This window comes from Salegentibacter salarius (assembly GCF_900168265.1).
In the GTDB taxonomy this organism is placed as follows: domain Bacteria; phylum Bacteroidota; class Bacteroidia; order Flavobacteriales; family Flavobacteriaceae; genus Salegentibacter; species Salegentibacter salarius.
On the sequence record NZ_FVZF01000001.1, the window covers coordinates 236,425 to 258,038 of the forward strand.

At 35.2% G+C, this 21,614-nt stretch carries 23 protein-coding genes; 10 read left to right on the forward strand and 13 right to left on the reverse strand.

Annotated features, from left to right (window positions below):
• Positions 1–12: 12 nt before the first annotated feature.
• Complete coding sequence (locus B5440_RS00955) at positions 13–867, reverse strand: universal stress protein (protein ID WP_070052430.1); 855 nt, start codon at positions 865–867, stop codon at positions 13–15.
• A gap of 181 nt (positions 868–1,048) precedes the next feature.
• Here B5440_RS00955 and B5440_RS00960 point away from each other — a divergent pair, with 181 nt between their 5' ends.
• Positions 1,049–1,672, forward strand: coding sequence for a WG repeat-containing protein (locus tag B5440_RS00960; RefSeq protein WP_070052429.1), 624 nt, complete (start codon positions 1,049–1,051; stop codon positions 1,670–1,672).
• Between the two features lie 43 nt (positions 1,673–1,715).
• On the opposite strand, the gene B5440_RS00965 is transcribed toward B5440_RS00960, so the two are convergent.
• Both B5440_RS00965 and B5440_RS00970 read right to left on the reverse strand, forming a co-directional pair.
• Entirely contained in the window at positions 1,716–2,195 is a 480-nt protein-coding gene (locus tag B5440_RS00965) for an Hsp20/alpha crystallin family protein (protein ID WP_070052427.1), read from the reverse strand.
• 411 nt (positions 2,196–2,606) lie between these two features.
• Positions 2,607–3,620, reverse strand: a complete 1,014-nt coding sequence (locus tag B5440_RS00970; RefSeq protein WP_070052426.1) for a Crp/Fnr family transcriptional regulator — start codon at positions 3,618–3,620, stop codon at positions 2,607–2,609.
• A gap of 273 nt (positions 3,621–3,893) precedes the next feature.
• Here B5440_RS00970 and B5440_RS00975 point away from each other — a divergent pair, with 273 nt between their 5' ends.
• Together B5440_RS00975 and B5440_RS00980 are read left to right on the forward strand one after the other, a co-directional pair.
• Entirely contained in the window at positions 3,894–4,304 is a 411-nt protein-coding gene (locus tag B5440_RS00975) for a hypothetical protein (RefSeq protein ID WP_070052424.1), read from the forward strand.
• Between the two features lie 10 nt (positions 4,305–4,314).
• On the forward strand, positions 4,315–4,578 hold the full coding sequence (locus tag B5440_RS00980; RefSeq protein ID WP_070052423.1) for a zinc ribbon domain-containing protein: 264 nt from the start codon (positions 4,315–4,317) through the stop codon (positions 4,576–4,578).
• Positions 4,579–4,656: 78 nt separating this feature from the next.
• On the opposite strand, the gene B5440_RS00985 is transcribed toward B5440_RS00980, so the two are convergent.
• Genes B5440_RS00985 through B5440_RS01000 form a run of 4 tightly spaced genes read right to left on the reverse strand, consistent with a single transcriptional unit; the run spans position 4,657 to position 7,681 of the window.
• Entirely contained in the window at positions 4,657–5,157 is a 501-nt protein-coding gene (locus tag B5440_RS00985) for a hypothetical protein (RefSeq protein ID WP_070052421.1), read from the reverse strand.
• A 17-nt stretch (positions 5,158–5,174) separates the two neighbouring features.
• Positions 5,175–6,161, reverse strand: a complete 987-nt coding sequence (locus B5440_RS00990) for an MlaD family protein (protein WP_070052420.1) — start codon at positions 6,159–6,161, stop codon at positions 5,175–5,177.
• A 6-nt stretch (positions 6,162–6,167) separates the two neighbouring features.
• Positions 6,168–6,899, reverse strand: coding sequence for an ABC transporter ATP-binding protein (locus tag B5440_RS00995; protein ID WP_070052418.1), 732 nt, complete (start codon positions 6,897–6,899; stop codon positions 6,168–6,170).
• 2 nt (positions 6,900–6,901) lie between these two features.
• Positions 6,902–7,681, reverse strand: coding sequence for an MlaE family ABC transporter permease (locus B5440_RS01000; protein WP_070052417.1), 780 nt, complete (start codon positions 7,679–7,681; stop codon positions 6,902–6,904).
• 334 nt (positions 7,682–8,015) lie between these two features.
• Here B5440_RS01000 and B5440_RS01005 point away from each other — a divergent pair, with 334 nt between their 5' ends.
• The 5 genes from B5440_RS01005 (at position 8,016) to B5440_RS01025 (ending at position 16,423) form a co-directional block, all read left to right on the forward strand.
• On the forward strand, positions 8,016–11,657 hold the full coding sequence (locus B5440_RS01005; RefSeq protein ID WP_070052416.1) for a chemotaxis protein CheB: 3,642 nt from the start codon (positions 8,016–8,018) through the stop codon (positions 11,655–11,657).
• A gap of 6 nt (positions 11,658–11,663) precedes the next feature.
• On the forward strand, positions 11,664–13,877 hold the full coding sequence (locus B5440_RS01010; protein ID WP_070052415.1) for an ATP-binding protein: 2,214 nt from the start codon (positions 11,664–11,666) through the stop codon (positions 13,875–13,877).
• A gap of 292 nt (positions 13,878–14,169) precedes the next feature.
• Entirely contained in the window at positions 14,170–15,045 is an 876-nt protein-coding gene (locus B5440_RS01015; protein WP_157823629.1) for a glycoside hydrolase family 16 protein, read from the forward strand.
• A 261-nt stretch (positions 15,046–15,306) separates the two neighbouring features.
• Positions 15,307–15,861, forward strand: a complete 555-nt coding sequence (locus B5440_RS01020) for a response regulator (protein ID WP_070052412.1) — start codon at positions 15,307–15,309, stop codon at positions 15,859–15,861.
• On the forward strand, positions 15,851–16,423 hold the full coding sequence (locus tag B5440_RS01025) for a biliverdin-producing heme oxygenase (RefSeq protein ID WP_070052410.1): 573 nt from the start codon (positions 15,851–15,853) through the stop codon (positions 16,421–16,423). Before B5440_RS01020 ends, B5440_RS01025 begins: the two co-directional genes overlap by 11 nt.
• Positions 16,424–16,489: 66 nt before the next feature.
• Here the strand turns inward: B5440_RS01025 and B5440_RS01030 are convergent, their stop codons facing one another.
• The 6 genes from B5440_RS01030 to recF form a co-directional block, all read right to left on the reverse strand.
• Positions 16,490–16,873: a DUF3037 domain-containing protein gene (locus tag B5440_RS01030; RefSeq protein ID WP_070052409.1), complete on the reverse strand. Its 384-nt coding sequence runs from the start codon at positions 16,871–16,873 to the stop codon at positions 16,490–16,492.
• On the reverse strand, positions 16,851–17,642 hold the full coding sequence (locus tag B5440_RS01035) for a HipA family kinase (RefSeq protein WP_070052407.1): 792 nt from the start codon (positions 17,640–17,642) through the stop codon (positions 16,851–16,853). The genes B5440_RS01030 and B5440_RS01035 overlap by 23 nt, the downstream gene beginning before the upstream one ends.
• Before the next feature lie 76 nt (positions 17,643–17,718).
• A complete protein-coding gene (locus B5440_RS01040) occupies positions 17,719–18,294 on the reverse strand; it encodes a pseudouridine synthase (protein WP_070052405.1) in 576 nt (191 codons plus the stop codon).
• Complete coding sequence (locus B5440_RS01045) at positions 18,294–18,590, reverse strand: DciA family protein (protein ID WP_057481703.1); 297 nt, start codon at positions 18,588–18,590, stop codon at positions 18,294–18,296. Before B5440_RS01045 ends, B5440_RS01040 begins: the two co-directional genes overlap by 1 nt.
• Entirely contained in the window at positions 18,574–19,011 is a 438-nt protein-coding gene (locus B5440_RS01050) for a lipocalin family protein (RefSeq protein WP_079711039.1), read from the reverse strand. The genes B5440_RS01045 and B5440_RS01050 overlap by 17 nt, the downstream gene beginning before the upstream one ends.
• On the reverse strand, positions 19,008–20,087 hold the full coding sequence (gene recF, locus B5440_RS01055) for a DNA replication/repair protein RecF (RefSeq protein ID WP_070052402.1): 1,080 nt from the start codon (positions 20,085–20,087) through the stop codon (positions 19,008–19,010). The genes B5440_RS01050 and recF overlap by 4 nt, the downstream gene beginning before the upstream one ends.
• 146 nt (positions 20,088–20,233) lie before the next feature.
• On the opposite strand from recF, the gene B5440_RS01060 reads away from it, so the two are divergent.
• Positions 20,234–21,007 carry a tetratricopeptide repeat protein gene (locus tag B5440_RS01060; RefSeq protein ID WP_070052401.1) on the forward strand — a complete coding sequence of 258 codons (774 nt, stop codon included), beginning with the start codon at positions 20,234–20,236 and terminating at the stop codon, positions 21,005–21,007.
• A gap of 3 nt (positions 21,008–21,010) precedes the next feature.
• Positions 21,011–21,508, forward strand: a complete 498-nt coding sequence (ribH, locus tag B5440_RS01065; protein ID WP_070052399.1) for a 6,7-dimethyl-8-ribityllumazine synthase — start codon at positions 21,011–21,013, stop codon at positions 21,506–21,508.
• Positions 21,509–21,614: the final 106 nt, after the last annotated feature.

Here is a 21,614-nt window from a genome sequence, read left to right on the forward strand (position 1 = left end):
GATTTCTAAGTTTTAAATGCATTCCCTATTAAAATTTTGTAAAGCAAGAAGAGGGACCTTTGGATGTAGACCTACTTTATCTATAGTAGATGTTAATAGCATATCTTCTAAATAAGTATGACGGGAATTTACCATAACCAGAAGGTCTATTTCATTGGTTGCTATAAAATCTTCTATGGCTTTTTCCTTTTTCAATTCATCTAGTTGGTGTTCTTCTGTAATTATATTGTAGAACTGTTGTTTTAAAAATTCCAGGTTATCCTGTTGCCTCGCAGAAGTTGCCTTATGCTTAGATAGATATAGAAAGTGGATTTTAGAATTAAAATCGCGGGCAATTTCCCCAACAACCTTTAATTCTCTTTTTTGATATGGAATTAAAAAATTGGTTGGAAATAAGATGTTTTTTGGTTCCTGATAACTAAAATTCGCAGGAATAGCCAGAACAGGGCATTGCACATATTTTAATACGAGTAAGGTGTTACTTCCAAAACCAAGACCTCTATCGTTGGTGGCCCCACGGGTTCCCATGATAACGAGATCGGCATTTTCTGAATTCACCAGGCTATTAACCTCATCTACCAAATCGCCAAATGCTGCGATCAATTTTATGCTATGCCTGGGATTGCAAAACTCATCATTAATTTTTGAACTTATTGCAGTTAGCTCTGTTTCTGCCTTTGTCTTGGTAACCGCTTTTAGCTCATCTATTAATTCTTTACTTAGCAAATTTTCATCGGTATAAATCTTTTCTGCATAAGTGTTTAAAAGAATTATTTGGCTCTTTTCATACTTAAAAAGCTGGCAGGCATATCGCAGAGCGTTATAAGCATTTTCTGAAAAATCGGTGGGTAAAATTATCTTTCTCATCTTCTGAAACTTTGAATATTAAAGTTAAGAGAATAACTAAGTTTAAACTATGAGGAAAATCAGTTTGTATCTGAATTTTAAGCTTTTACAGTTAAAAACCGCTTTAGGTTAGTATGATGGGTATCATATTTATTCTCAATAATTTACAATATATTTAGAGATAATTTTAAAACTTCTTACAATGAAAAATTTAATATTAGGAATCTTACTAAGTATTCCGTTTGTGTTATTCGCACAAGAGCCAAAAGAGTTTGATTTTGTATCTGACCAGCAAGATGGATTTACCGCGGTAAAGCAAGGTAGTAATTGGGGTTTTTTAAATACCAGTGGCGAGCTGTTATTTGAGCTAAGAAATGATCTTGTTGCCAATGAAAATCCCAAAAGTGATAAGATTGGCGTTGCGGGGGTAAAATATCCGCAATTAAAAGATGAACGGGCCATTATTAGAAAGCAGAAAGATGGCGTTAATTATTACGGTTTTATTAATGCCGAAGGAAAAACAGTCATTGAACCAGAATTTTTGAATGTGAGCAACTTCTCTAACGGCAAAGCTCTGGCCTTAAAACTGGAAGAAGAGCGTCTTGGCGAAAACCAGCTACTGGGAAAGAATGTAATTTCTTATAAATATGATGTGGTTCTTATAGATAAAACCGGGGAAGTCCTAAAATATTTAGAAGGGCCTTTTCCGGTTGCAGTTTCTGAAAAGAAATTAAGAGAAGCTCCTGCAATTAATGCAAAATGGGTAGGAGAAAATGTGGCAAGCGTAAAGGGACCTAATGGTAAATGGAAAATTCATAAGCTTTAAAAAAGAAGATGCTGTCCCGAAATTTTTCGGGACAGCATCGTTTTTAAGATACATTTACCGTTTTGGCTTTTTTAGCCTTTGCAGTCTTTCTTTTCTTAAGGCTCATTTTTAAAATACCTTCTTTGTATTTGGCTTCTACTTCTTTATCCATATCTACTTCTTCTGGCAGACTTATATTTCTGGAAAAGCTATTATAGTTAAACTCCTTTCTAACAAAACCTTCTTTTTCTTCTTCGATCTTATTTTCCTTCTCTGCAGAGATTGATAATAAACCATCTTCTATAGAGATTTTAAAATCCTCTTTTGAAAGTCCGGGAGCTGCAAGTTCAATTTCAAACTCGTTTTCTTTTTCCTTTACATTTAATGCTGGGAATAGATCTTTATCAAAATCTCCATTAAAAAAACGGTTTAAATTAAAGATTCCTCTTTTGGTATCCATTAAGTCCGAAAAAAATGGATCGCTGGTTAAAAGTGAACTCCCCATTGCTGGAGTTCTGCGGTTGCTAGATTTAGTGATAGACATAATATTTATAATTTAATGGTTAATAATTTGGTTTTAAAACACATTAAATTACACTTAAAAAAGAGGATTTAATATGATGAAAATCAGTTATTTGAATAATTTTCGAAGGGGTTTGGGAAAGGCTCTAAAATACAGAAACAGGAAGCCATTGCCTCCTGTTTCCTAAGAAGATATTAAGTTTACTCTTTAACACCTGGTTGATATCAGTGATCTTACACTAAGTAAAATTTGTATATCAGGTTAAAAAATACCTTTGATATCTTCTAAATTTGACTTCTCACTCTAATAAGTGCAAAGAAATCAAATTATTTCTATGTTATTTTCAGTTGATTATTAAGCTAAAAGTAGTTGAAGACGTACTCAAAAAAAATGATAAATGTCAAGATATTAATTTTTAACAAAATATTATAATTATGTAATATGTTGCAGTTTTTCTGAATTCAAAATATTTATATTTTTTCCTTTTATAGAAATGATGCCTTCTTTTTTTAGGCAGGAAAGACTTCGTATAAAACTTTCGGGAGAAATCCCGGCAATACTTGCAAGATCTGTTCTGGAAATTTTTAATCCCTGGAAATCTGGATTCTGTAAATCATCTGCGAATTGAAGAATGGTATTGGAGGTTTTTTTTAGAACCGAGGCATAAGCCATCTCTAAAAGTTGTGATTTGAGCCTTAAAACAGTATCGGTTAAATGTTGGGCAAGGTCCAGGCTCAAGCCAGGGTTTTTCTGAAGTATTTCTTTAAAATCTTTATACAAGATACGATGCACCCTGGATGACTCTATAGTGGTAGCAGTTTCAGGACAAATGGGGTTTTTATGAAAACCATATAAGCCCAGCAATTCGTTATTACGATAAATTCCGGTGATCAATTCTTTTCCAAGCTGGTCCATTCTGGAAGTTTTCACCAGGCCGTTACTTATAAGATAGATAAAGCTGGAATGCCTGTTTTCCCTGAATATAATTTTATTTTTATCCCAAGTTACCTGTTCTCCTTTTTCTTCTATATAATTTTTTAAAGTCTCTATATCCGGTATTAGAGCGCTATCAACCTTTTCGCCTTCAAAAGTTTTTTCATTTTTAAGGCATAGCAAAGCATCAATTTTAAGCAAGAGTTCAGCCTTAGAATGAGATTCTGGTAAATAATGGTGTTTACCGTGAAAAGGTTGCCAGGTCTCAATACTGTCTTCGGAAATAATTGAAAGTAAATGGGTATTATAAAGCTCTGGGTTATTATTAAAAATTTCAGAGGAAATTTTAGTTTTATGGCTCCAAATAATCAGTTCAGGTTTTTTTTTATTTAAAAAGCTTCTTAAGTTATGTAAAGAATTGATATAAGCATAGTTATAATCTTTTAAACCTGAAGATTTATCAAGTTTAAAAGAGCTAAAATCTTTTTCTGAAAAAAATACCACATACTTCATCCCGGCCGAGCTTTAAATTAATAATTAAAAAAGATCTGGGAACTGCTATACATTCCCTTGGGGGGAGTAGGGAGGAATGCTTTATACAATACTTAAATATACAAAGTAATTTCTAAAAATTCACAAAAACAAAAAATTGGTTAATCAACAGATAATCAACATTTTAACATGCATCTTGATTTTAATTTATTTGGAATTATACTTGAAAAATGATTTTTATCATTTTTAACTAATTTCTGCGGATGTATCTTTAAGTGGAAAATAGAATTAGATATGAAACTTTCTAAAAAACAGTTGCTTACCGAAGAATTTTATAGCAGTATCGGGAAGCTTTTTTACGCCATTTCAGCATCAGATAAAGTAGTAAGAAATGAAGAAATAAGAACCTTAAAGGAACTCGTTAAAGAAAAATGGGTGCCTGTAAATAATACAACCGATGAGTACGGAACTGATGAAGCCTATAAAATTGAAATAGCTTTCGATTGGTTACAAGAAAATGATCCGGAAGCAGCCTGGGCTTTTAATGAATTTCAGGAGTATAAAAAAGAACATGAAAAAGTATTCACTCCAGATATAAACCAGTTAATATGGGAGACTGCTGATGCCATTGCAGCATCTTTTTCGGGAAAGAATAAATCTGAACTTATTATGCTTTCAAAATTGAAAATATTGCTCACCAATTAAAAATTAAATTATGGAAACGCTAATTTGCCAAAGTTGTGGATGGCCGTTTACTCCGGCTACCGCCGGGAGAAATCGTGATAAAACGATGAATAATGATTATTGCCGGGATTGCTTTCAGGATGGGGCGTTTACGGAGAAATCTCTTAATTTACATCAATTAGAAGTGAAGCTTCTGGAAATGGCAGAAGTACATGATGATATTAGCCTGGAGGAAGCACAGGAACTTATCAAAAAGCTTCCCGAACTAAAAAGATGGCGTATGGACCATATTTAGGTTGATGGTAACTGATACTTTTTGAGCTCTTTAAAAATCTCTATTTTAAATGTTTTATTTCTGAACCTATTAAAGAAGTTATTGTGTTTTAAAGCCAAGCTTACTTTTTATAATAGGAATTTCCCATTTAATTATTTCCTTAAGAAATTCATCAATCTTTTCTACGATTAATTTTTCGGTAATATGGTCTGGAGTAAAAACTCCTAATTCTACAATTTCATTTTCAGGAACTATCCAATTTTCCAGGATAGGGAAGGTGACAAATATCTCTATATCTCCATTGTGCAATTGCGAAAAGACCAGCGCTCCACCTTGCAAAAACTGATAGGTGGGAATTTTATTAGTGAATTCTATAAGATCTTCGGGAAACGAATCAAAGGTGATATTCACAGCTTCGTTGGTGTGGATCCATTTGAATTCCTGCACTTTCCATCCCACAGGATAAGTCGTTTCAGCCTTTTTTAGAGTATTAACAATAAGGTCTTTAGTGCTATTTTCCCAGGTAATACGTTTTTTAACTACCGTTTTGATAGAACTTCTATACTCAGTAATGCGCTCTTCAAGATGTTCTATTTTCATATTACGCGTCTTATATATTATTGTTTTCTCTCTTCTCTTGCTTTTTGTCGCTCTAGTTTTCTAAAATAGCCTCGGAATAATATATTGTGTTTTAAAGCCTCCATATTCTGATTGAACCGAAAGGTAGCTTCCTCAATATTTTGCATACTTTCATCAAGATGATTTACAAATGTGGTGTCTTTAACTACATAATTTAATGCACCTTTTTCTGAATTAAGACTATTAGAAAACTCTCCAAAATCTGCGCTTATATCTTTTATTTGTGAGGATGTAGTTTTTAGATCTTCAATAATGTTGCTAAAGCTTTTTTGGGCAGTAGAGTCGCTAAGAAGCAATCCGGCTACGCTATTTTCATAATCTACAGCATTTAAAATACCGTTTAGCTTATTTATTCCTGCCCGGGCAGAATTAGTAGTTTCATTTAAATTTGCAGCGCTTTCCTGAATGTTTTTTGCCAGGGTTTCATTCTTTAATAAATCTCCTAAAACACCTTCTCCGGCATTAATGCTATTGGTGATCTTTAGAAGATCGGCTGTTAAAAGAGCGGCGTTTTCATTGGTTTGGTTTAAAGTGTTAAGCATGTCGGCAGTTGCAACCTGGCTAAGCGACTCCAAGGTGTCTCCTTCTTTTATTGGGCGCGAGGATACTTCACTATTGGGAAGAATATTTAAAACCATACTTCCTACCAAACCATCAGAATTTATAGTTGCTAAAGAACTGTGTTTAATTAGTTTTCCAGATTCACGGTCAATAAGCATATCTACGCAAATTGCAGTGTCGTTTAAAAATTTGATGTCTTTTACAGTTCCTACATTAACACCAGAATAGCGCACATTGTTACCCAGTTGTAGGCCATTCACATTTTTAAAGACAGAACTTAGCATTATGGAGTCTCCAAACAGGTTTTGTTTATTACCAATAAAAAAAACTCCCAGGGTAAAGATGATAAGTCCAGCTACTATAAGAAGACCTAATTTTAGATTTTGTCCGGAATTTGATTTCATAATATATTATTTAAAAAAGGCTTTAATTTTAGGGTCATCAGATTTGGCGAGGTCATTAAAACTTCCCTCAGCATAATCCTTTCCGTCTAATAGCAAGATCATTCTATTTGAAATTACCCGGGCACAGTCAACATCGTGGGTAATAATTAGCGATGAGGTGGCATACTTTTTCTGAATATTCATCATTAATAAAATGATCTCCTTAGCGGTTATTGGGTCTAATCCTGTTGTAGGTTCGTCATAAATAATAATCTTTGGTTTTAAAATAAGTGCTCTTGACAAAGCAATTCGACGTTGCATTCCTCCAGAAAGCTCAGCGGGCATAAGATCTATAGTGTCTGGCAATCCTACATTATCTAAAGCCTCTTTTACAAGTGCTTCAGTTTTTTTTTCAGAATTATGACTGTGCCTTCTTAACGGAAATTCTAAATTTTCCCGCACCGTCATAGAATCGTACAAAGCGCTGCCCTGAAACAAAAAACCTATATCGGTTCGCAATTCATCCAGTTCGTTTTGTTTTAATTTTGAGATGTCTTTTCCTAAAACTTTAATACTGCCTTTATCAACCTCCATAAGGCCTACCAGGCATTTGATCATCACCGATTTCCCTGAGCCAGATTTCCCCATTAAAACCAGGTTTTCACCTTCGAAAAGGTTCAGATTAAAATCCTTAAGAACATCAACCGTCCCAAAGCTTTTATATAAATGACTTATCTCTATTACCGCTTTATTTTCCATTTTCAGTTATAAAAAATATCGGTTATAAAAACAGCTATAAAATCTAATACAAACAGCAACATAGAGGTAAAAACCACTGCAGAGTTAGAGGCTTTTCCTACACCGGCGGTTCCTTTTTTACTGTTATAGCCTTTAAAACATCCCACAAGCCCAATAGCAAAACCAAAGAAAAAGGTCTTTATGGTTGCAGGTAATAAATCTGTAAACTCAAGGGCTTCAAAAACCTGGTTAAAATAAAGTAAAAAAGAGACATCGCCCTTTGTATTTTCTATAATCGCCGATCCTATTAATGCCACAAAATCACCTATAATTACTAAAATGGGAAGCATACAGGTTGCCGCAAGAATCCTGGTAACCACCAGGAATTTAAACGGATTCGTACCCGAAACTTCCATAGCATCTATTTGTTCGGTAACCTTCATAGAGCCTAACTCGGCTCCTATGCTGGAACCAATTCTTCCGGCACAAATAAGTGCGATTATTACCGGCCCAATTTCACGAACTATAGAAATACTTATCATAGAGGGCATCCACGAAACTGCGCCGAATTCCATTAAAGTTGGCCTGGATTGAAGGGTGAAAACCAAACCTAAAATAAAACCGGTTACGCTTACTAATAGCAGGGATTTATTTCCCATTTGGTAACATTGTTTCAGAAATTCTCTGAATTCAAAGGGTCGGCTAAATAGTTCCCGAAAATATCTTCCGGTAAAATTTCCCATTTCTCCTATCTCTACAAAGAAGGAATTAAAACCCGATTGATATGAGGAGAAAAACTTCATATAGCTATATTACCAGTAAATTTAAGCCGAGCTTGCCGTAGCAGAAATGATATTTATCAGTTTATGAGAAGAGATTAAGGAGTCGTTGTTTTAAAAGGAGTTTTTCTTCTAAAAGTTTTCTAAACTTTAGTTTTTAACACTCTTTTTTTAGAAAAATTGTTAATTTTAATGGCTAAAAATTAAATTTTAGGAATTGTATAAGCTGTTTTTTCTGGCTTTTATTGATATTTTGTTATTATAAATGGCAAATGAGTTCATAAATCTGGCATTTAACTTATATTTTTGATCTTTCCATTTTTTTAATTTTATATAAGTCTGACTTAATCATTTCTAAATGACAAAAGTAAATAACTACCCATCTAAATCGGAGTTGGAAAATAAGCTTAAAACTGATGAACCCCGCATTATTGCTGTAGGAGCAAGTGCCGGTGGTTTGGAAGCCTTGAAGGCTTTTTTTGAAGGCATACCCGAAACCGATAAAAATGCTTACGTAGTTATTCAACATCTCTCTCCAGACTATAAGAGTATGATGGGGGAGCTTCTTAAGAAGAATACGAATTTACCTATTCGAGAGGTTAAAGATGGAAAAAAAATAAAGCAAGGTCATATTTATTTAATTCCACCGGCCAATAACCTAACTTATGAGGATAGTAGGCTTCATCTTGTAGAAAAGCCAAAAGACCAAAGCTTAAACCTGCCAATAGATATGTTTTTCGAATCGCTTTCTAAGCAGAAAAAGGAGAAAGCTATTGCAGTAATCTTAAGCGGAACCGGGAGCGATGGTACAAGAGGGGTAAGAGCAATAAAGGAACGGGACGGAATGGTTATGGTGCAGGATCCCGAAGAAGCTAAATTTGATGGAATGCCGCAGAGTGCAATAAATACCGGTTTGGTAGATTATGTGTTGCCGGTTTCTAAAATGGCCAAAGAGCTTAAAAACTTTATAGATGCTCCTTCTGTTTTTCATTTTAAAGACGGAGATTTAAATTATAACGAAAGCGAATTAATGAAAATTCTTCGCTTTGTAGATGAAAAAACAGGTCTGGATTTCAGGGAATACAAACACGCAACGCTTGCCCGTAGAATTGCCAGAAGGGTAAATGTTTGTAAGTGTAAAAGTCTTTCCGGCTATTATGAGTTTTTAATTAAAAATGAAGAAGAAATAGAAATACTTCATCGCGAATTCCTTATTGGTGTAACTAAATTCTTTAGAGATGAAAAAGTTTGGAAAAAACTAAGGGAAGAAGTAATTCCAAAACTGGTAGAAAAGAAAAAAGATGGTGAGGTAATAAAGCTATGGGATGTTGCCTGTAGTAGCGGTGAAGAAGCTTATTCTTTTGCGATGATTATCAACGAAGAAATTGAACGCCAGAAGAAAAGTGTTGACTTAAAGATCTTTGCTACAGATATTTCGCAAAAGCATTTAGACATTGGTAGTGAAGCATTTTATCCTGAAAGTATCGTTGCCGATATCGATTCAGAATTATTACTAAAATACTTTATTAGTAAACCCGATGGCTATAAGGTAGTTGATAAAATGCGACGAATGGTGGTTTTCTCCAGGCATAATATCATTAAAAATCCGCCTTTCAGCAATATGGATATGGTGGCCTGTAGAAATCTTTTAATCTATTTTCAACCCGGAATTCAGAATAAAGCATTAAACTTTTTGCAATATGCCTTAAAAGTGGGCGGTATTTTGGTTTTAGGAACCAGTGAAAATGTATCCTCTCAAAAAAATAATTTTAAAGTTATAGATCGTTCAGCAAAGATTTTCCGGAATGAAAATACAGATAAGCGGTTAATTTCAAACCTCTCGCAATCAACTACATCAAATAATTTACCCTCTAGCAGACGCGAAATTAAACGCCCATCCTATCGAAAGTCTTCAAACCCAATTAAAAATAAACTTGCAGAAGAACTTAATGAAACTATACTGGAGACCTTTGGAGGAGCCAGTGTGTTTGTAGATAAAGATTTTAATATTTTGCAAGCGGTTGGTGAATTTCGAAAGTATGCCAATTTACCGGTGAGTGGATTTTCTATAAACCTGCTTGATATGCTGGAAGCAGATCTAAGATATATTATTCAAAGCACCTTGAAAAAGGCTAAAAAGAATAATGCAAAACTTAGGTATAAAGATGCTTCTTTTGAACATAACGATGAGCAGGGCTCGGTAGATATTATTGTAAAGCCTTATAACCAGAAGATAGAGGATAACAGCATAAGTTTTGTGATTACCTTTATAGAAAAGGAGGTTAATTTAGAGGATGTTGATACGCTTGATAAATTAACATTAACCAATCGTACCAAAGAATATGTTGCAGATCTGGAAGAGGAACTCAAAGAGACCAAAGAAGAGCTGCAAACTTCTATGGAAGAAATTGAAACCAGTAATGAGGAGTTGCAGGCTGCAAACGAAGAGTTACTGGCTTCTAATGAAGAATTACAAAGTACCAACGAAGAGCTACAAAGTGTAAATGAAGAAATAAATACGGTAAATGCCGAGAATCTTCAGAAGGTAGAAGACCTGGCAGCGCTAAATGCCGATATGAACAATTTGCTGGAAAGCACTGAAATTGGTGTTATATTTCTTGATACAGATTTAAAAATCAGAAAATTTACCCCGGCAATTCAAAGACATTTTAATTTAATCGATTCAGATGAAGGTCGTCCTATAGAGCATTTTACTTCCAGTATGGGGAAAAATAACCTCATTACACGTTGTAAACGGGTACTAAGAACAGGTAAGATCCTTGAAAAGCAAGTGATGACCAGGGATAACTCTTATTATTTAAGAAGAATTTCGCCATATATAAATTCTAATGATGAGATAAGTGGAGTAGTGGTTACTTTTATAGATGTTGGTTTATTGCAACGATCTAAAGAAAAATTAATTGCCAGTGAAAAACGCTTCAAATCTTTCTACGAAGAGGATCCTGTAATTCATATTAGTGTAGACCCACAAACACAGCTTATTGTACAATGCAATGAAATGGCAGTGACAAAGTTGGGTTATGAAACTAAAGAAGACCTAATAGATAAACCGGTCTATGATCTTTATAATGTGGAATCTCAGCTTAGAGCCTTAAAATCTAATAAAGAATTTAAGAATACAGGTGCTATAGTGAATATGGAGCAGGATATGCTTACTGCTGCAGGAGATATACTTCCCGTAATTTTAAATGCTACGGCAGAGAAAGATTTAGATGGTAGAGTAATGACCATAAGGTACACTTGCGTAGATATTTCAGCTTTAAAAAATGCCGAAAATCAATTAAAACAGCAACACGACGATCTGGAACGCGCCAATAAGGACCTGGAACAATTTGTGTCCATTTGTTCACATGATCTCCAGGAGCCGCTTTCCACCATTAAGTTTGGTAGTGATGTATTAGGGAAAATGTATGCTACGAAACTAGATGAAAAGGGCAAAAATTATATTCAATATATAAAAGATGCATCAACCCGTCTTTCAGAGCAAATTAAAGCTTTGCTGGAACACTCCAGAATTGGGCGTCACGGTGACAAAAGCCTGGTAAACATTAAAGAAATAGTAGAAGTTGTGAAATACGATCTTGGTAAAAGAATCAAGGACACCAATGCAAAGGTAAATGCCGGTTCATTGCCAAAGATCATGGGGCACGAGGTAGAATTGCGCCTGCTTTTCCAAAATCTCATTAGTAACGCTATTAAATATACTCCAAGCGATAGAAATCCAGACGTTCGTATAGCGTCGTATAGAGAAGGCGCTCACTGGGTTTTTTCTGTAACCGATAATGGCTATGGAATTTCAGAAGAAGATAAAAAGAACATTTTTACCATCTTTAACCGTGTAAAAGAAACCGATGCAAACGAAGGAACCGGGGTTGGTTTGGCACACGTAGAAAAGATCGTTCAACTGCACGAAGGCACCATTTGGGTAGAAAGCCAGGTAGATGTGGGAAGTACTTTTTATTTTAAATTAAAAGCTTAAACCTATATGAGTGAAGAACAGTTTTCGTACCCCGAAAAGGTAGATGTTCAAAATTGTGATAAAGAACCCATACATATAATCGGAAAAGCCCAGGCTCACGGGGTGATTGTAGCTGCGAACCCTCAAACTTTTCAAGTAACTCAAGCTAGTGAAAACACTTTAAAGTTCTTCGGAATTTCTCATCAAGATTTTCTAGGTATTTCGCTGGAAAAACTAATTGGCGAACTTCCTGTAAAGCGACTTCAAACCTCCATTTTTGAAGAATCAGGTTTTACAGCTGAAGAGTTAAAGATTAATGAGAACAGCTTTGTGATGTTGGCTCATTTGTCTGGAGATAATCTTATTTTGGATTTCGAAATTCTGGGCAAAACCTGGAATCCCACTCATTTTCAGCAGCAATTAACCAGTATTATTAATGGCCTCGATACTACAGAAAGTATCCCGAGTCTATGCGATAGAGCAGCTAAGTTGATGAAAGATATCTTCGATTACGATCGCGTGATGGTATACCGCTTTGATGAAGAATGGAATGGAGAAGTAGTTGCTGAAGAAAAAGAGGAACATTTAGAAAGCTGGCTAGATTTACATTATCCGGCAAGTGATATTCCTTCACAATCCAGGAAGTTATTTTTAAAGCATAAGGTTAGGATCATCTCAGATGTAAATTATGAGCCCGTTCCCATCGCTTCAGAAATATTCCCAGTAACTAACAAACCCTTAGATCTTTCCCGGTCGGCATTAAGAGGCGTTTCTCCCATTCATATTGAATATTTGCAAAATATGAAGGTGGGTGCTTCCCTAACAGCGGCTATTATTGTAAACGGAAATTTATGGGGTTTAGTGGCCTGTCATCATTATTCGGCTAAATTCATTAATTATTATCAAAGAGAAACCTGTAAGTTCTTAACACAGGTTTTTTCTAATAATATTTCCACCATACAAACCGGGATTTTTAATAAGAAAATCAGTGAAAATTCCGAATTAAGGCAAAGAATCGTAGAGGAATTAAAAATTGAAGATTCTTTAGCTGAAGGTCTTGCTAAAACTTCAGTTCCTTTTACCTCTTTAATTGAAAGTGAAGGAGGAGCAGTTATCTTAGATAACGAAATAAAGGCTTTTGGTAAAACACCTAAGGAAGCTGAAGTTCTGGAAATACGTGATTTCCTGGCCCAAAAAGATGAGGTGATTTTTCATACTAAAAATCTTAAAAATCAATATCCGAAAGCCGAAAAATATAAAAAATCGGCTTCAGGCATTTTAAGTTTTAAACTGGGAAGAGCCGAAGATAATTTTATTATTTGGTTTAGGCCTGAAGTAGCCGAAACCGTAAGTTGGGGTGGTGATCCTAATAACAAAGTTTCATACAACGAAGAAAAACAACGCCTTAGCCCTAGAAAGTCTTTTGAAAAATGGACAGAAAAATTGGATGGGATATCGCATAGTTGGCAGGATTATGACCTTGAAACAGCAAAAGTTTTCCGGGAAAATTTAAACCAGTTTCTCCTGGCAAAGCAAAAAGAAGAAATTAGCAGGTTGAATCAAAATCTGGAGGAAGCTAATAAAGACCTCGAACTATTTAGCTACGGAATTTCGCATGATCTTCGCAGTCCTTTACGAGGAATAAATGGTTTCGCACAAATCTTAAAAGAGGATTTTAGCCGGGATTTACCTGCAGAAGCATCCGAAACTATAGATACCATTTTAAAGGCTTCAAATAGAATGGAAGGGATTATAGATGATATTCTTTCCTTCTCAAAGATCACTAGTGGGGAACTGGAAAAAGAAAAATTCAGCAATAAAAAATTGTTGGAAGAGCTTTTATCCAGTTTTAATATCAGGACCAATTTCCCCGATACAGAAGTAGTAATAGCAGAAAATTTACCGGAAACCTTTGGAGATCGCCGAATGGTTTTTCAGTTATGGAGTAATTTAGTGGGGAATGCTTTAAAATATTCCCAACGAGCTAAAGCTCCAAAACTTGAAATTGGGAGTATTTCAGAAAATAACAGGGAGGTTTTCTACATAAAAGATAACGGTATTGGTATAGCCAAAAATGATCAGGATAAAATTTTTAATGTTTTTTCCAGGGTTTCTAAAAATGATTTTAAGGGAACTGGTGTTGGTTTGTCTATAGTAGCCAGGATTATAGAGAAACATAATGGAAAAATTTGGATAGAAAGTGAACCTGGTAAGGGCAGTACATTTTTCTTTTATTTATAAAATATAACTGGGATTCATATCTTTTTTCCGCTACTTAATTTAGTTCTTCCAGCTATTTTTAAACTTATTTCTGGTAAGAGATCTTTCCTTTTAGAGATTCAATTTTCAGGCACAGATCAAAAATAATAATTGATGATCACCTATTCTTTATTGACGTAAAACTGAGTTACTCCTCTGAAAGTCAATTATTTTTGATAAATTTAAGTAAGAATCCCCTCACTTTTAATTAACTTTAAAGAGTAGAAGAGAAAAATTTTCTTCTTAATTATAAAAAGTTAACACCGCCATGAAAATGAATAAATTTTACTTTAATCGAATTTTGGTAGTTACGCTTATTACTTTATTTCTCACTGGGTGTAGCTCTACTGACGACTCCACTGATTCTGAACCTGTTTTAGAAAGAACCAAAATAACCATGGAACCTCCCGGGAATGGTGATGTTGATTGGAATAACGCAACTATGGTATGGAATGAGGAATTTAATGAAACAACGGTATTAGACGATATTTGGGTTTTTGAATCTAAAAACACGACTAATCCTGATATTGCAGATCAATTACAAGTTTACCGAAAAGAAAATGTGAGTTTAAGCGGGGGCACATTGAAAATTACGGCCAAAAAGAAAGCTGCCGTATACACATCAGCCAGAATAAATAGCAAGTATGCCTTTGAATATGGCCGGATTGAAATTAGCGCAAAACTTCCGGAACAGGAAAAAAATGGGATTTGGGCTAAACTGGTTCTAATTGGAGATAACGAAGCTACAGTGGGATGGCCACAATGTGGTGAAATCGATATAATGGAGTACTTTAGCCATAAGCCCAACGAATTCAATATTAACGTTCATAGCGCCGCTAATAACGCTCTTAATGGTTCACTAATAAGTGCAAATCATAACCTTGAAACAGTAGAAGAAGAATTTCATGCTTATGGTATTTTGTGGACAGATCGATATATTAAATTCTATATTGATGATCCCGATAATATCATTTATACTTTTAACCGACCATCTTCTCCCAATGATGACAATTGGCCATTTGATAAGCCGTTTTATCTTTTGGCAGATATGGTTGTAGGTGGTAAGTACATAGGAGATAATGGAGTAGATGATACTTTGTTTCCCGCTGTAATGGAGATAGACTATATTCGGGTATACCATATCCAATAGAATGTGATTTGCTTTAGCCAAAAGGATTAGAATAGAATTTTAAAATGTGTTCCTGGGTCTTGAAAATGATTTTAATGGCTCTGGTATTGGTTTGTTTATATTGATCATGCTTATAGAAAAAGAGAATGGCTAGATTTGGGTTCAAAATGAACTTGGTATAAGCAGTATATTTTTATTTCATTTATAAATAAGGGTTTGTAATTTACCAGAAGTTGGTTCTTTGCATCAACAAGTTTAGTATTTTTGTATAAATTTTTAAGAATGATTACAACTCCATTACGCATTATATTGGTTGAAGATGAGGAAACCGATGCGGTTTTAATCAAAAGACAGATAGCCAAGATTGTAGAAATGCCTGAGATAAAAATAGTGCAAGATCTACCCGGTTTTGAGAATTTATTTACCAGTTTTCTGCCAGATGTAGTAATTTCCGATTATAATCTGCCTTCCGGTACTGGGCTTGACATTATGGAATTGGTAAAATCTATAGATGAAAGTATTCCACTGATTTTTATCACAGGTGCCCTGGATGATGACGAATTAGCTGCAGATACAATTCTTTCCGGAGCTTCAGGATTTATTCTGAAAAAGCACATGAATAATCTGGATGAAAAATTAGAGCCTCTCTTAAAACAGGTGGTGTATAATATGGTGCAACATGGCGAGCTGAGAGAGGGAATAAGAAAGAATAAAATAGCAGTTCATCAAATTTACAGTTACCTGGATAGTATGAAGGCTGATGATAAAGAACAGCGGGAGAATATTAGGAAAATAAGGAATAATCTTGATAAATTTAATGTAGAAGATGCTGAATAACCTTAGAGATTCTACCAAAAAACTTCACGAAGATCTTGAAAAAGAAAATCTTGCCGGTCAAATTATATCTCACGAGATAAGCCTGGAAGATTATAAGCTTTTACTGCTTCAAAATTATATAGCCTATAAAATTACCGAGGCGGAAATTTCAAACTTTATTCCTCCCTACCAATCAGATAAAAGTGACAAACTTGCAAAAGATCTTGAGGCTTTAGGTTTGGATAATTCGATTTCAGAAGAGTTTCAGGGAAAATTCAGTGTGAATTCTTACGAGGAAGCTTTGGGTGCAGCTTACGTGGTTTTGGGTTCTGCTCTTGGCGGAGTGTATATTTCTAAAGAACTCCCAAACTGTCCCTCATTAAATGAAGTTCCTCAGCCGCATTTCTTTAATGGTGATCGGGATGGCGTAAAATCCTGGAATAAATTTGTAAAGGAATTAAAAGCTGAAGATTTTACTGAAATTCAAATAAAAGAAGCTTCAAAAAAAGCAAGGGAAACCTTTGAGTTTTTTGGATTGGTTTTTAAAGAAACTTCAGTAATTCCGAAGTATAATATCAACTAATTTATTTTTGTCGCTTGTTTTTATTGGTGTTCAATTGGTGTTCTCACTTTAGGAGCACTTTATTTTTTATAAAACAAGTTCTGTAAAAAGCCTATTTAAAGTTTTATCAAGATCATTGGTCATTCCTGGGTGTGGTCGTGAAGTTTGAATTATAGAACTGCGCACCGCAGTAAGCCATCTAAAACGCGATGGTAAATCTAATTGTGCGATAGGGCCACCATTTTTACTGCCTTCGCATATTTTCTTAAAAGAATCGAGGTTGGAACAAATTTCATCTTTGTCCAGATCTTTGCAAAAAATCTTTAGCCGCTCTTCATCAACCTGGAATAAAGCTTTTAAATATTTTCCCTGTTTGCTGAATACTATAATTCCCACGTTCAAGAATTCTTCACGTTCAACTTTAGGCACCAGCCTAATTACAGCATATTCATATAAGTGCTTTTCTTGCATTTTCTGCTTCTTTTATAAAAATTTCTGAATGCTTCAGCCGTGTAATTAAAAATTGAGTATAAACTTTTTTTATTTCCTCTTCAGTTTCATCGGTGTCTTTCCATTGTAACCATTCAGAAGGAATTAGCGATACAATTTTTTTTATTTTTTCGGGAGTAATTAATTTTCTACAAAATTCATCGGCTTCCTGTAGCTTATTGGCTCTTGGCAGCAAGACATGGTCTTTAATAAAGCTGAAAGGCGTTTTGGCTTTTTCTTCCACGTTGGTCCACGAATGGTGAAAATAAAAGGAAGCACCATGGTCTATAAGCCATAATTCTTTATGCCAAATTAGCATATTGGTATTTCTATAGGTGCGATCTACATTGGTAATAAATGCATCAAGCCAGACTATTTTTGAAGCTTCAAACTCGTCAACTTCAGTAACCACAGGATCAAAATTAATCGCTGCTGAGAGAAAATGCAGCGCAAGATTTAATCCCTGGCTAGCCTGTAAAAGATCCTGAATTTCCTCATCGCCTTCAGTTCTGCCAAAGGCTTCATCTAAATTAGCATAAACGAGTTCTGGCACTTTAAAGCCTAATGCGCGGGCAATTTCGCTTCCTAGTAATTCGGCAATAAGAGCTTTTACACCGTGGCCTGCACCTTTAAATTTAAGTACATATTTAAAATCGTCATCGGCTTCGGTGAGAGCAGGTAAGGAGCCGCCTTCTCTAAGCGGAGTAATATACCTGGTAACTGTAACCGTTCTTAATTCTGCGTTTTGCATAGGTTGTTATGAGATTTCAAAGTTAAGGTTTGTAGGGCTAATATGAAATAATTCAAAATGAATTGAAAAATTACATTTAATAGGAAAACGCAGATAGTTCAATAACTTCACCGGCATTCATTTTGTCCAATTTTTCATTGCCAATTCTTACGCGCACCAATCTTAAAGTGGGGAACCCAACGGCGGCAGTCATCTTTTTGACCTGGCGGAATTTACCTTCAACCAATGTAATCGAAATCCAACTGGTAGGACCGTGACGTTCGTCTCGAATCTTTTTAGCTCTTTCTGGGAATTCTGGTCTTTCATCTAAAATAAATGCTTCACAGGGTAGCGTTTTATAGCTTTTACCGTTAATGCTTATCTCTACGCCAAGTTGTATTTTTTCAATTGCTTCCTGGGTGATTTGCCCATCTACCTGAACATAGTATTCTTTCTCAATTTTATTCCCGGTAACTTCGGCACTCGCTTTCCCATCAGTAGTAAGAAATAATAAACCCTCAGAATCCTGGTCTAGCCGACCAACCGACATTGTTTCTTCGGGGAAATTGCCTAATTCTCCCAAAAGTTTCTTTTTTTTTCTTGGACGCTCGTTGGTAATAAACTGACTTAAATAGCCGTAGGGTTTGTAAATCTTAAAATAGCGATGCTGCATTAACGTAAAACCAATTTTTTAATCAGGTCTTTTCCTAATTCCCTGTTCAGCATAGCTATTATTTTTCCTTTACCATAGCTGAGTTCTTCTCTTAGCACAGAAGAACTTAACTGGACAAAAAGAGTTTCGTTCTGCAGTTTTATAGCAGTAGTATACTTCTCAATTGCGGGTCCCATTTCACGGTACCAAACATCTTTAACGCTTACTTTATCCAGGCCTCCCTGGAGTTTATTATGATCAACAAACTCTTTTAAAACTTCGCTTAAACTTTGATTTTCACTATTTCTCTTCTTCATCTTCATTATCTAGTAAGGATGTGAATTTGGTGTAATAATATATTTTTCCGTCTCTATTTAGGACGCTGAATTTCTTTTCTGTAGCAGAAATTACAGTTTCTTTCCACTCATCAAAAGGAGTTTTATAATAAAGACGTAAACTATCATTTTCTATGCGTGCTGAAATTCCTTCTTTATTATCACTTGTTTTAAAACTACCATCAAATTGTGGTTTTACTTTTTTACGAAAGCCTTCGTTACCATCAAATTCCATATAATCTACCGTGGCATTTACCTTATAATTAATTACTGAATCTTCAGAGATCTCTACGCGATCAATTTCCCAGTAACCGGTAAGGTGTTCTAACTGTTCTTCCGGATTATTTTTTTGGCATCCTAAAAGTACGATTCCGAAGAGGAAAAAAAGAATTTTTTTATTCACAATTTAAAGAGTTTATAAGATTGATTACTGCTTTTAACCACAGCTTCTGTGCGGTCTGCGTGGGTGTCACTAATAAAAATTTGACCCAATTGATCTGTGGCCACCAAAGCTACAATATGTGCCACACGTTGCTCGTCTAATTTGTCGAAAATATCATCGAGGAGTAAAATGGGATTTACTTTGCTTATAGCTTTTATAAAATCGAATTGCGCCAATTTTAAAGCAACTAAAAAAGATTTTTGTTGTCCCTGGGAGCCAAATTTTTTGATAGGATGGCCTTCAATTTCAAAACTTAGATCGTCTTTATGTGTGCCAACGCTTGTATATTGTAAGGCCATATCCTTTTGAAGGTTTGCTTCAAGTAAAGATTCTAAAGAACTGTCAAACAGCTGACTTTTATAACTGATGTCTACCTGCTCTTCATTTTTGGTAATATCAGCATAGCGCTTATTAAAAATAGGAATGAATTCCTCTAAAAAGGTTTTTCGTTTTTCGAAGATGTATTGGCCGAGCTCACTAAGTTGTAAGTTGTAAACTTCTAAAGTATCACGGTCAAAACTATGGTTCGCGGCAAAGTATTTTAGCAAAGAATTACGCTGTGCATTTATCTTTCCGTACTGAATAAGTTTGTTGAGGTAAACATTATCGCTCTGGGAAATCACGCCATCCATAAACTTTCTGCGCGTTTCGCTTCCTTCAATTATAAGGTCACGATCGGCCGGGGAGATAATTACCGTAGGAATAAAGCCAATATGTTCACTAAATTTTTCATAGGGCTTATTGTTCCGCTTTATAACCTTTTTTTGTCCGCGTTTAGCGCTTACTAATATTTGTTCTTCTTTTTGTGATCTTTCAAACTGTCCTTCAACAACAAAAAAATCGGCATCGTGATTAATGTTTTGGCTGGTTATTGGGTTAAAATAACTTTTTCCAAAAGCCAAATGATAAATACTGTCTAAAACGTTGGTTTTGCCAACGCCATTATTGCCTACAAAACAATTTATTTTCGTGTCAAACTCGAAAGAAGCTGAATCCAGGTTTTTATAATTAACTAAAGAAAGGTGTTTTAAAAACATACAATGCTGTTATTCAGCTTTTTGCTATTTATATAATAGAATTCTGAAAGTAAAGCGAATGACCCGAAAATATTAAAAAAATACAAATAATTTCCCTTTTAATTTTGAATAAAAATCATATTTTTGCCACGCATTAAACAGTTTTTATGGCAACTTACAAGAAAAAAGGATATAAACCATCTAACAAGGAAGAACAGCAAAAACAGGTAGAAGACGAATCTACAACTGCTGAAGTATTTAACACTCTTGACGAAGGAGCTGGCAGGACCGAAACCTGGGTAGCAGAAAATCAAAAGTATATTTATATCATTGTTGGAGTAGCAATCGTAGCCGTTTTGGGTTACCTTGGTTACGAACGTTTTGTAAGTGAGCCAAAACAAGAAGAAGCAGCCAACGAAATGGCACAGGCGCAAAACTATTTTGCATCTGCTTTAAACGCTTCTGGAGCTGAGCGCGATTCACTTTTCACGATGTCTTTAAATGGTGGTGAAGGTAAATATGGTTTTATCGATATTATAGATAACTACGGAAGTACAGATGCAGCAAACCTTGCAACCTATAATGCCGGTTTCGCTTATTTGAATACCGGGAATTACCAGGAAGCCATCAATTATCTTGAAGATTTTAATAGTGATGATGAAGTTCTGGCAGCTTTAGCTACCGGAGGAATTGGAGACGCATTTATGCAGTTAGAACAACCGGAAGAAGCTTTAGGATATTACGAAAAAGCAGCTTCTATGAGATCTAATGAATTTACAACACCAAAATTTTTACTAAAAGCAGCAATTACCGCTTTGGAAGTTGGGCAACCCGCTGATGCTGAAGAACACCTTCAGCAGATAAAAGACGAGTACCCTGAAGCTCCTGAAGCTGAGCAGGTACCGGTCTATATGGGGCAGGCTCGTGCTGCAAAACAATAATTTATGGCTACAGCAGGAAATAACCTTTCTGATTACGATAAAGACCAAATTCCCGATGCGAGTGATTTTCGCATCGGGATTGTTGTTTCAGAATGGAACGATGAAATTACCGAAGGACTCTATAATGGCGCTTACAATGCACTTATAGAAAATAATGTAGAGCCTAATAAAATTGCACGTTGGAATGTTCCCGGCAGTTTTGAGCTTATTTACGGCTGCAAAAAAATGCAGGAAAGTTTTGATATGCTAGATGCTATTATCGCTATTGGTAGCGTAATAGAGGGAGAAACTAAACATTTTGATTTTGTTTGCGAGGGAGTTACACAGGGTATAAAAGATCTTAATGTGAAAAATGATACTCCAATTATTTTTTGCGTATTAACAGATCACAATATGCAACAAGCCAGAGACAGAAGTGGTGGCGCGCACGGTAATAAAGGTACTGAAGCTGCCATTGCGGCTATTAAAATGGCGAAACTACGCAGGGACGCTAAATATTAAGCCAGGCGCTTTATCGGCATTATTCTTGTTGATTTCTTTTTAAGCTCTTTGGCTTCGGTTTTTTGAAGCAATTTGAGTAAATTTGAACTACCACTGAAAATCAACA

Excerpts from the sequence above, each read along its gene's own strand:
- B5440_RS00955 (WP_070052430.1), bottom strand. The coding sequence starts at position 867 with ATGAGAAAGATAATTTTACCCACCGATTTTTCAGAAAATGCTTATAAC.
- B5440_RS00960 (WP_070052429.1), top strand. The coding sequence starts at position 1,049 with ATGAAAAATTTAATATTAGGAATCTTACTAAGTATTCCGTTTGTGTTA.
- B5440_RS00965 (WP_070052427.1), bottom strand. The coding sequence starts at position 2,195 with ATGTCTATCACTAAATCTAGCAACCGCAGAACTCCAGCAATGGGGAGT.
- B5440_RS00970 (WP_070052426.1), bottom strand. The coding sequence starts at position 3,620 with ATGAAGTATGTGGTATTTTTTTCAGAAAAAGATTTTAGCTCTTTTAAA.
- B5440_RS00975 (WP_070052424.1), top strand. The coding sequence starts at position 3,894 with ATGAAACTTTCTAAAAAACAGTTGCTTACCGAAGAATTTTATAGCAGT.
- B5440_RS00980 (WP_070052423.1), top strand. The coding sequence starts at position 4,315 with ATGGAAACGCTAATTTGCCAAAGTTGTGGATGGCCGTTTACTCCGGCT.
- B5440_RS00985 (WP_070052421.1), bottom strand. The coding sequence starts at position 5,157 with ATGAAAATAGAACATCTTGAAGAGCGCATTACTGAGTATAGAAGTTCT.
- B5440_RS00990 (WP_070052420.1), bottom strand. The coding sequence starts at position 6,161 with ATGAAATCAAATTCCGGACAAAATCTAAAATTAGGTCTTCTTATAGTA.
- B5440_RS00995 (WP_070052418.1), bottom strand. The coding sequence starts at position 6,899 with ATGGAAAATAAAGCGGTAATAGAGATAAGTCATTTATATAAAAGCTTT.
- B5440_RS01000 (WP_070052417.1), bottom strand. The coding sequence starts at position 7,681 with ATGAAGTTTTTCTCCTCATATCAATCGGGTTTTAATTCCTTCTTTGTA.
- B5440_RS01005 (WP_070052416.1), top strand. The coding sequence starts at position 8,016 with ATGACAAAAGTAAATAACTACCCATCTAAATCGGAGTTGGAAAATAAG.
- B5440_RS01010 (WP_070052415.1), top strand. The coding sequence starts at position 11,664 with ATGAGTGAAGAACAGTTTTCGTACCCCGAAAAGGTAGATGTTCAAAAT.
- B5440_RS01015 (WP_157823629.1), top strand. The coding sequence starts at position 14,170 with ATGAATAAATTTTACTTTAATCGAATTTTGGTAGTTACGCTTATTACT.
- B5440_RS01020 (WP_070052412.1), top strand. The coding sequence starts at position 15,307 with ATGATTACAACTCCATTACGCATTATATTGGTTGAAGATGAGGAAACC.
- B5440_RS01025 (WP_070052410.1), top strand. The coding sequence starts at position 15,851 with ATGCTGAATAACCTTAGAGATTCTACCAAAAAACTTCACGAAGATCTT.
- B5440_RS01030 (WP_070052409.1), bottom strand. The coding sequence starts at position 16,873 with ATGCAAGAAAAGCACTTATATGAATATGCTGTAATTAGGCTGGTGCCT.
- B5440_RS01035 (WP_070052407.1), bottom strand. The coding sequence starts at position 17,642 with ATGCAAAACGCAGAATTAAGAACGGTTACAGTTACCAGGTATATTACT.
- B5440_RS01040 (WP_070052405.1), bottom strand. The coding sequence starts at position 18,294 with ATGCAGCATCGCTATTTTAAGATTTACAAACCCTACGGCTATTTAAGT.
- B5440_RS01045 (WP_057481703.1), bottom strand. The coding sequence starts at position 18,590 with ATGAAGAAGAGAAATAGTGAAAATCAAAGTTTAAGCGAAGTTTTAAAA.
- recF (WP_070052402.1), bottom strand. The coding sequence starts at position 20,087 with ATGTTTTTAAAACACCTTTCTTTAGTTAATTATAAAAACCTGGATTCA.
- B5440_RS01060 (WP_070052401.1), top strand. The coding sequence starts at position 20,234 with ATGGCAACTTACAAGAAAAAAGGATATAAACCATCTAACAAGGAAGAA.
- ribH (WP_070052399.1), top strand. The coding sequence starts at position 21,011 with ATGGCTACAGCAGGAAATAACCTTTCTGATTACGATAAAGACCAAATT.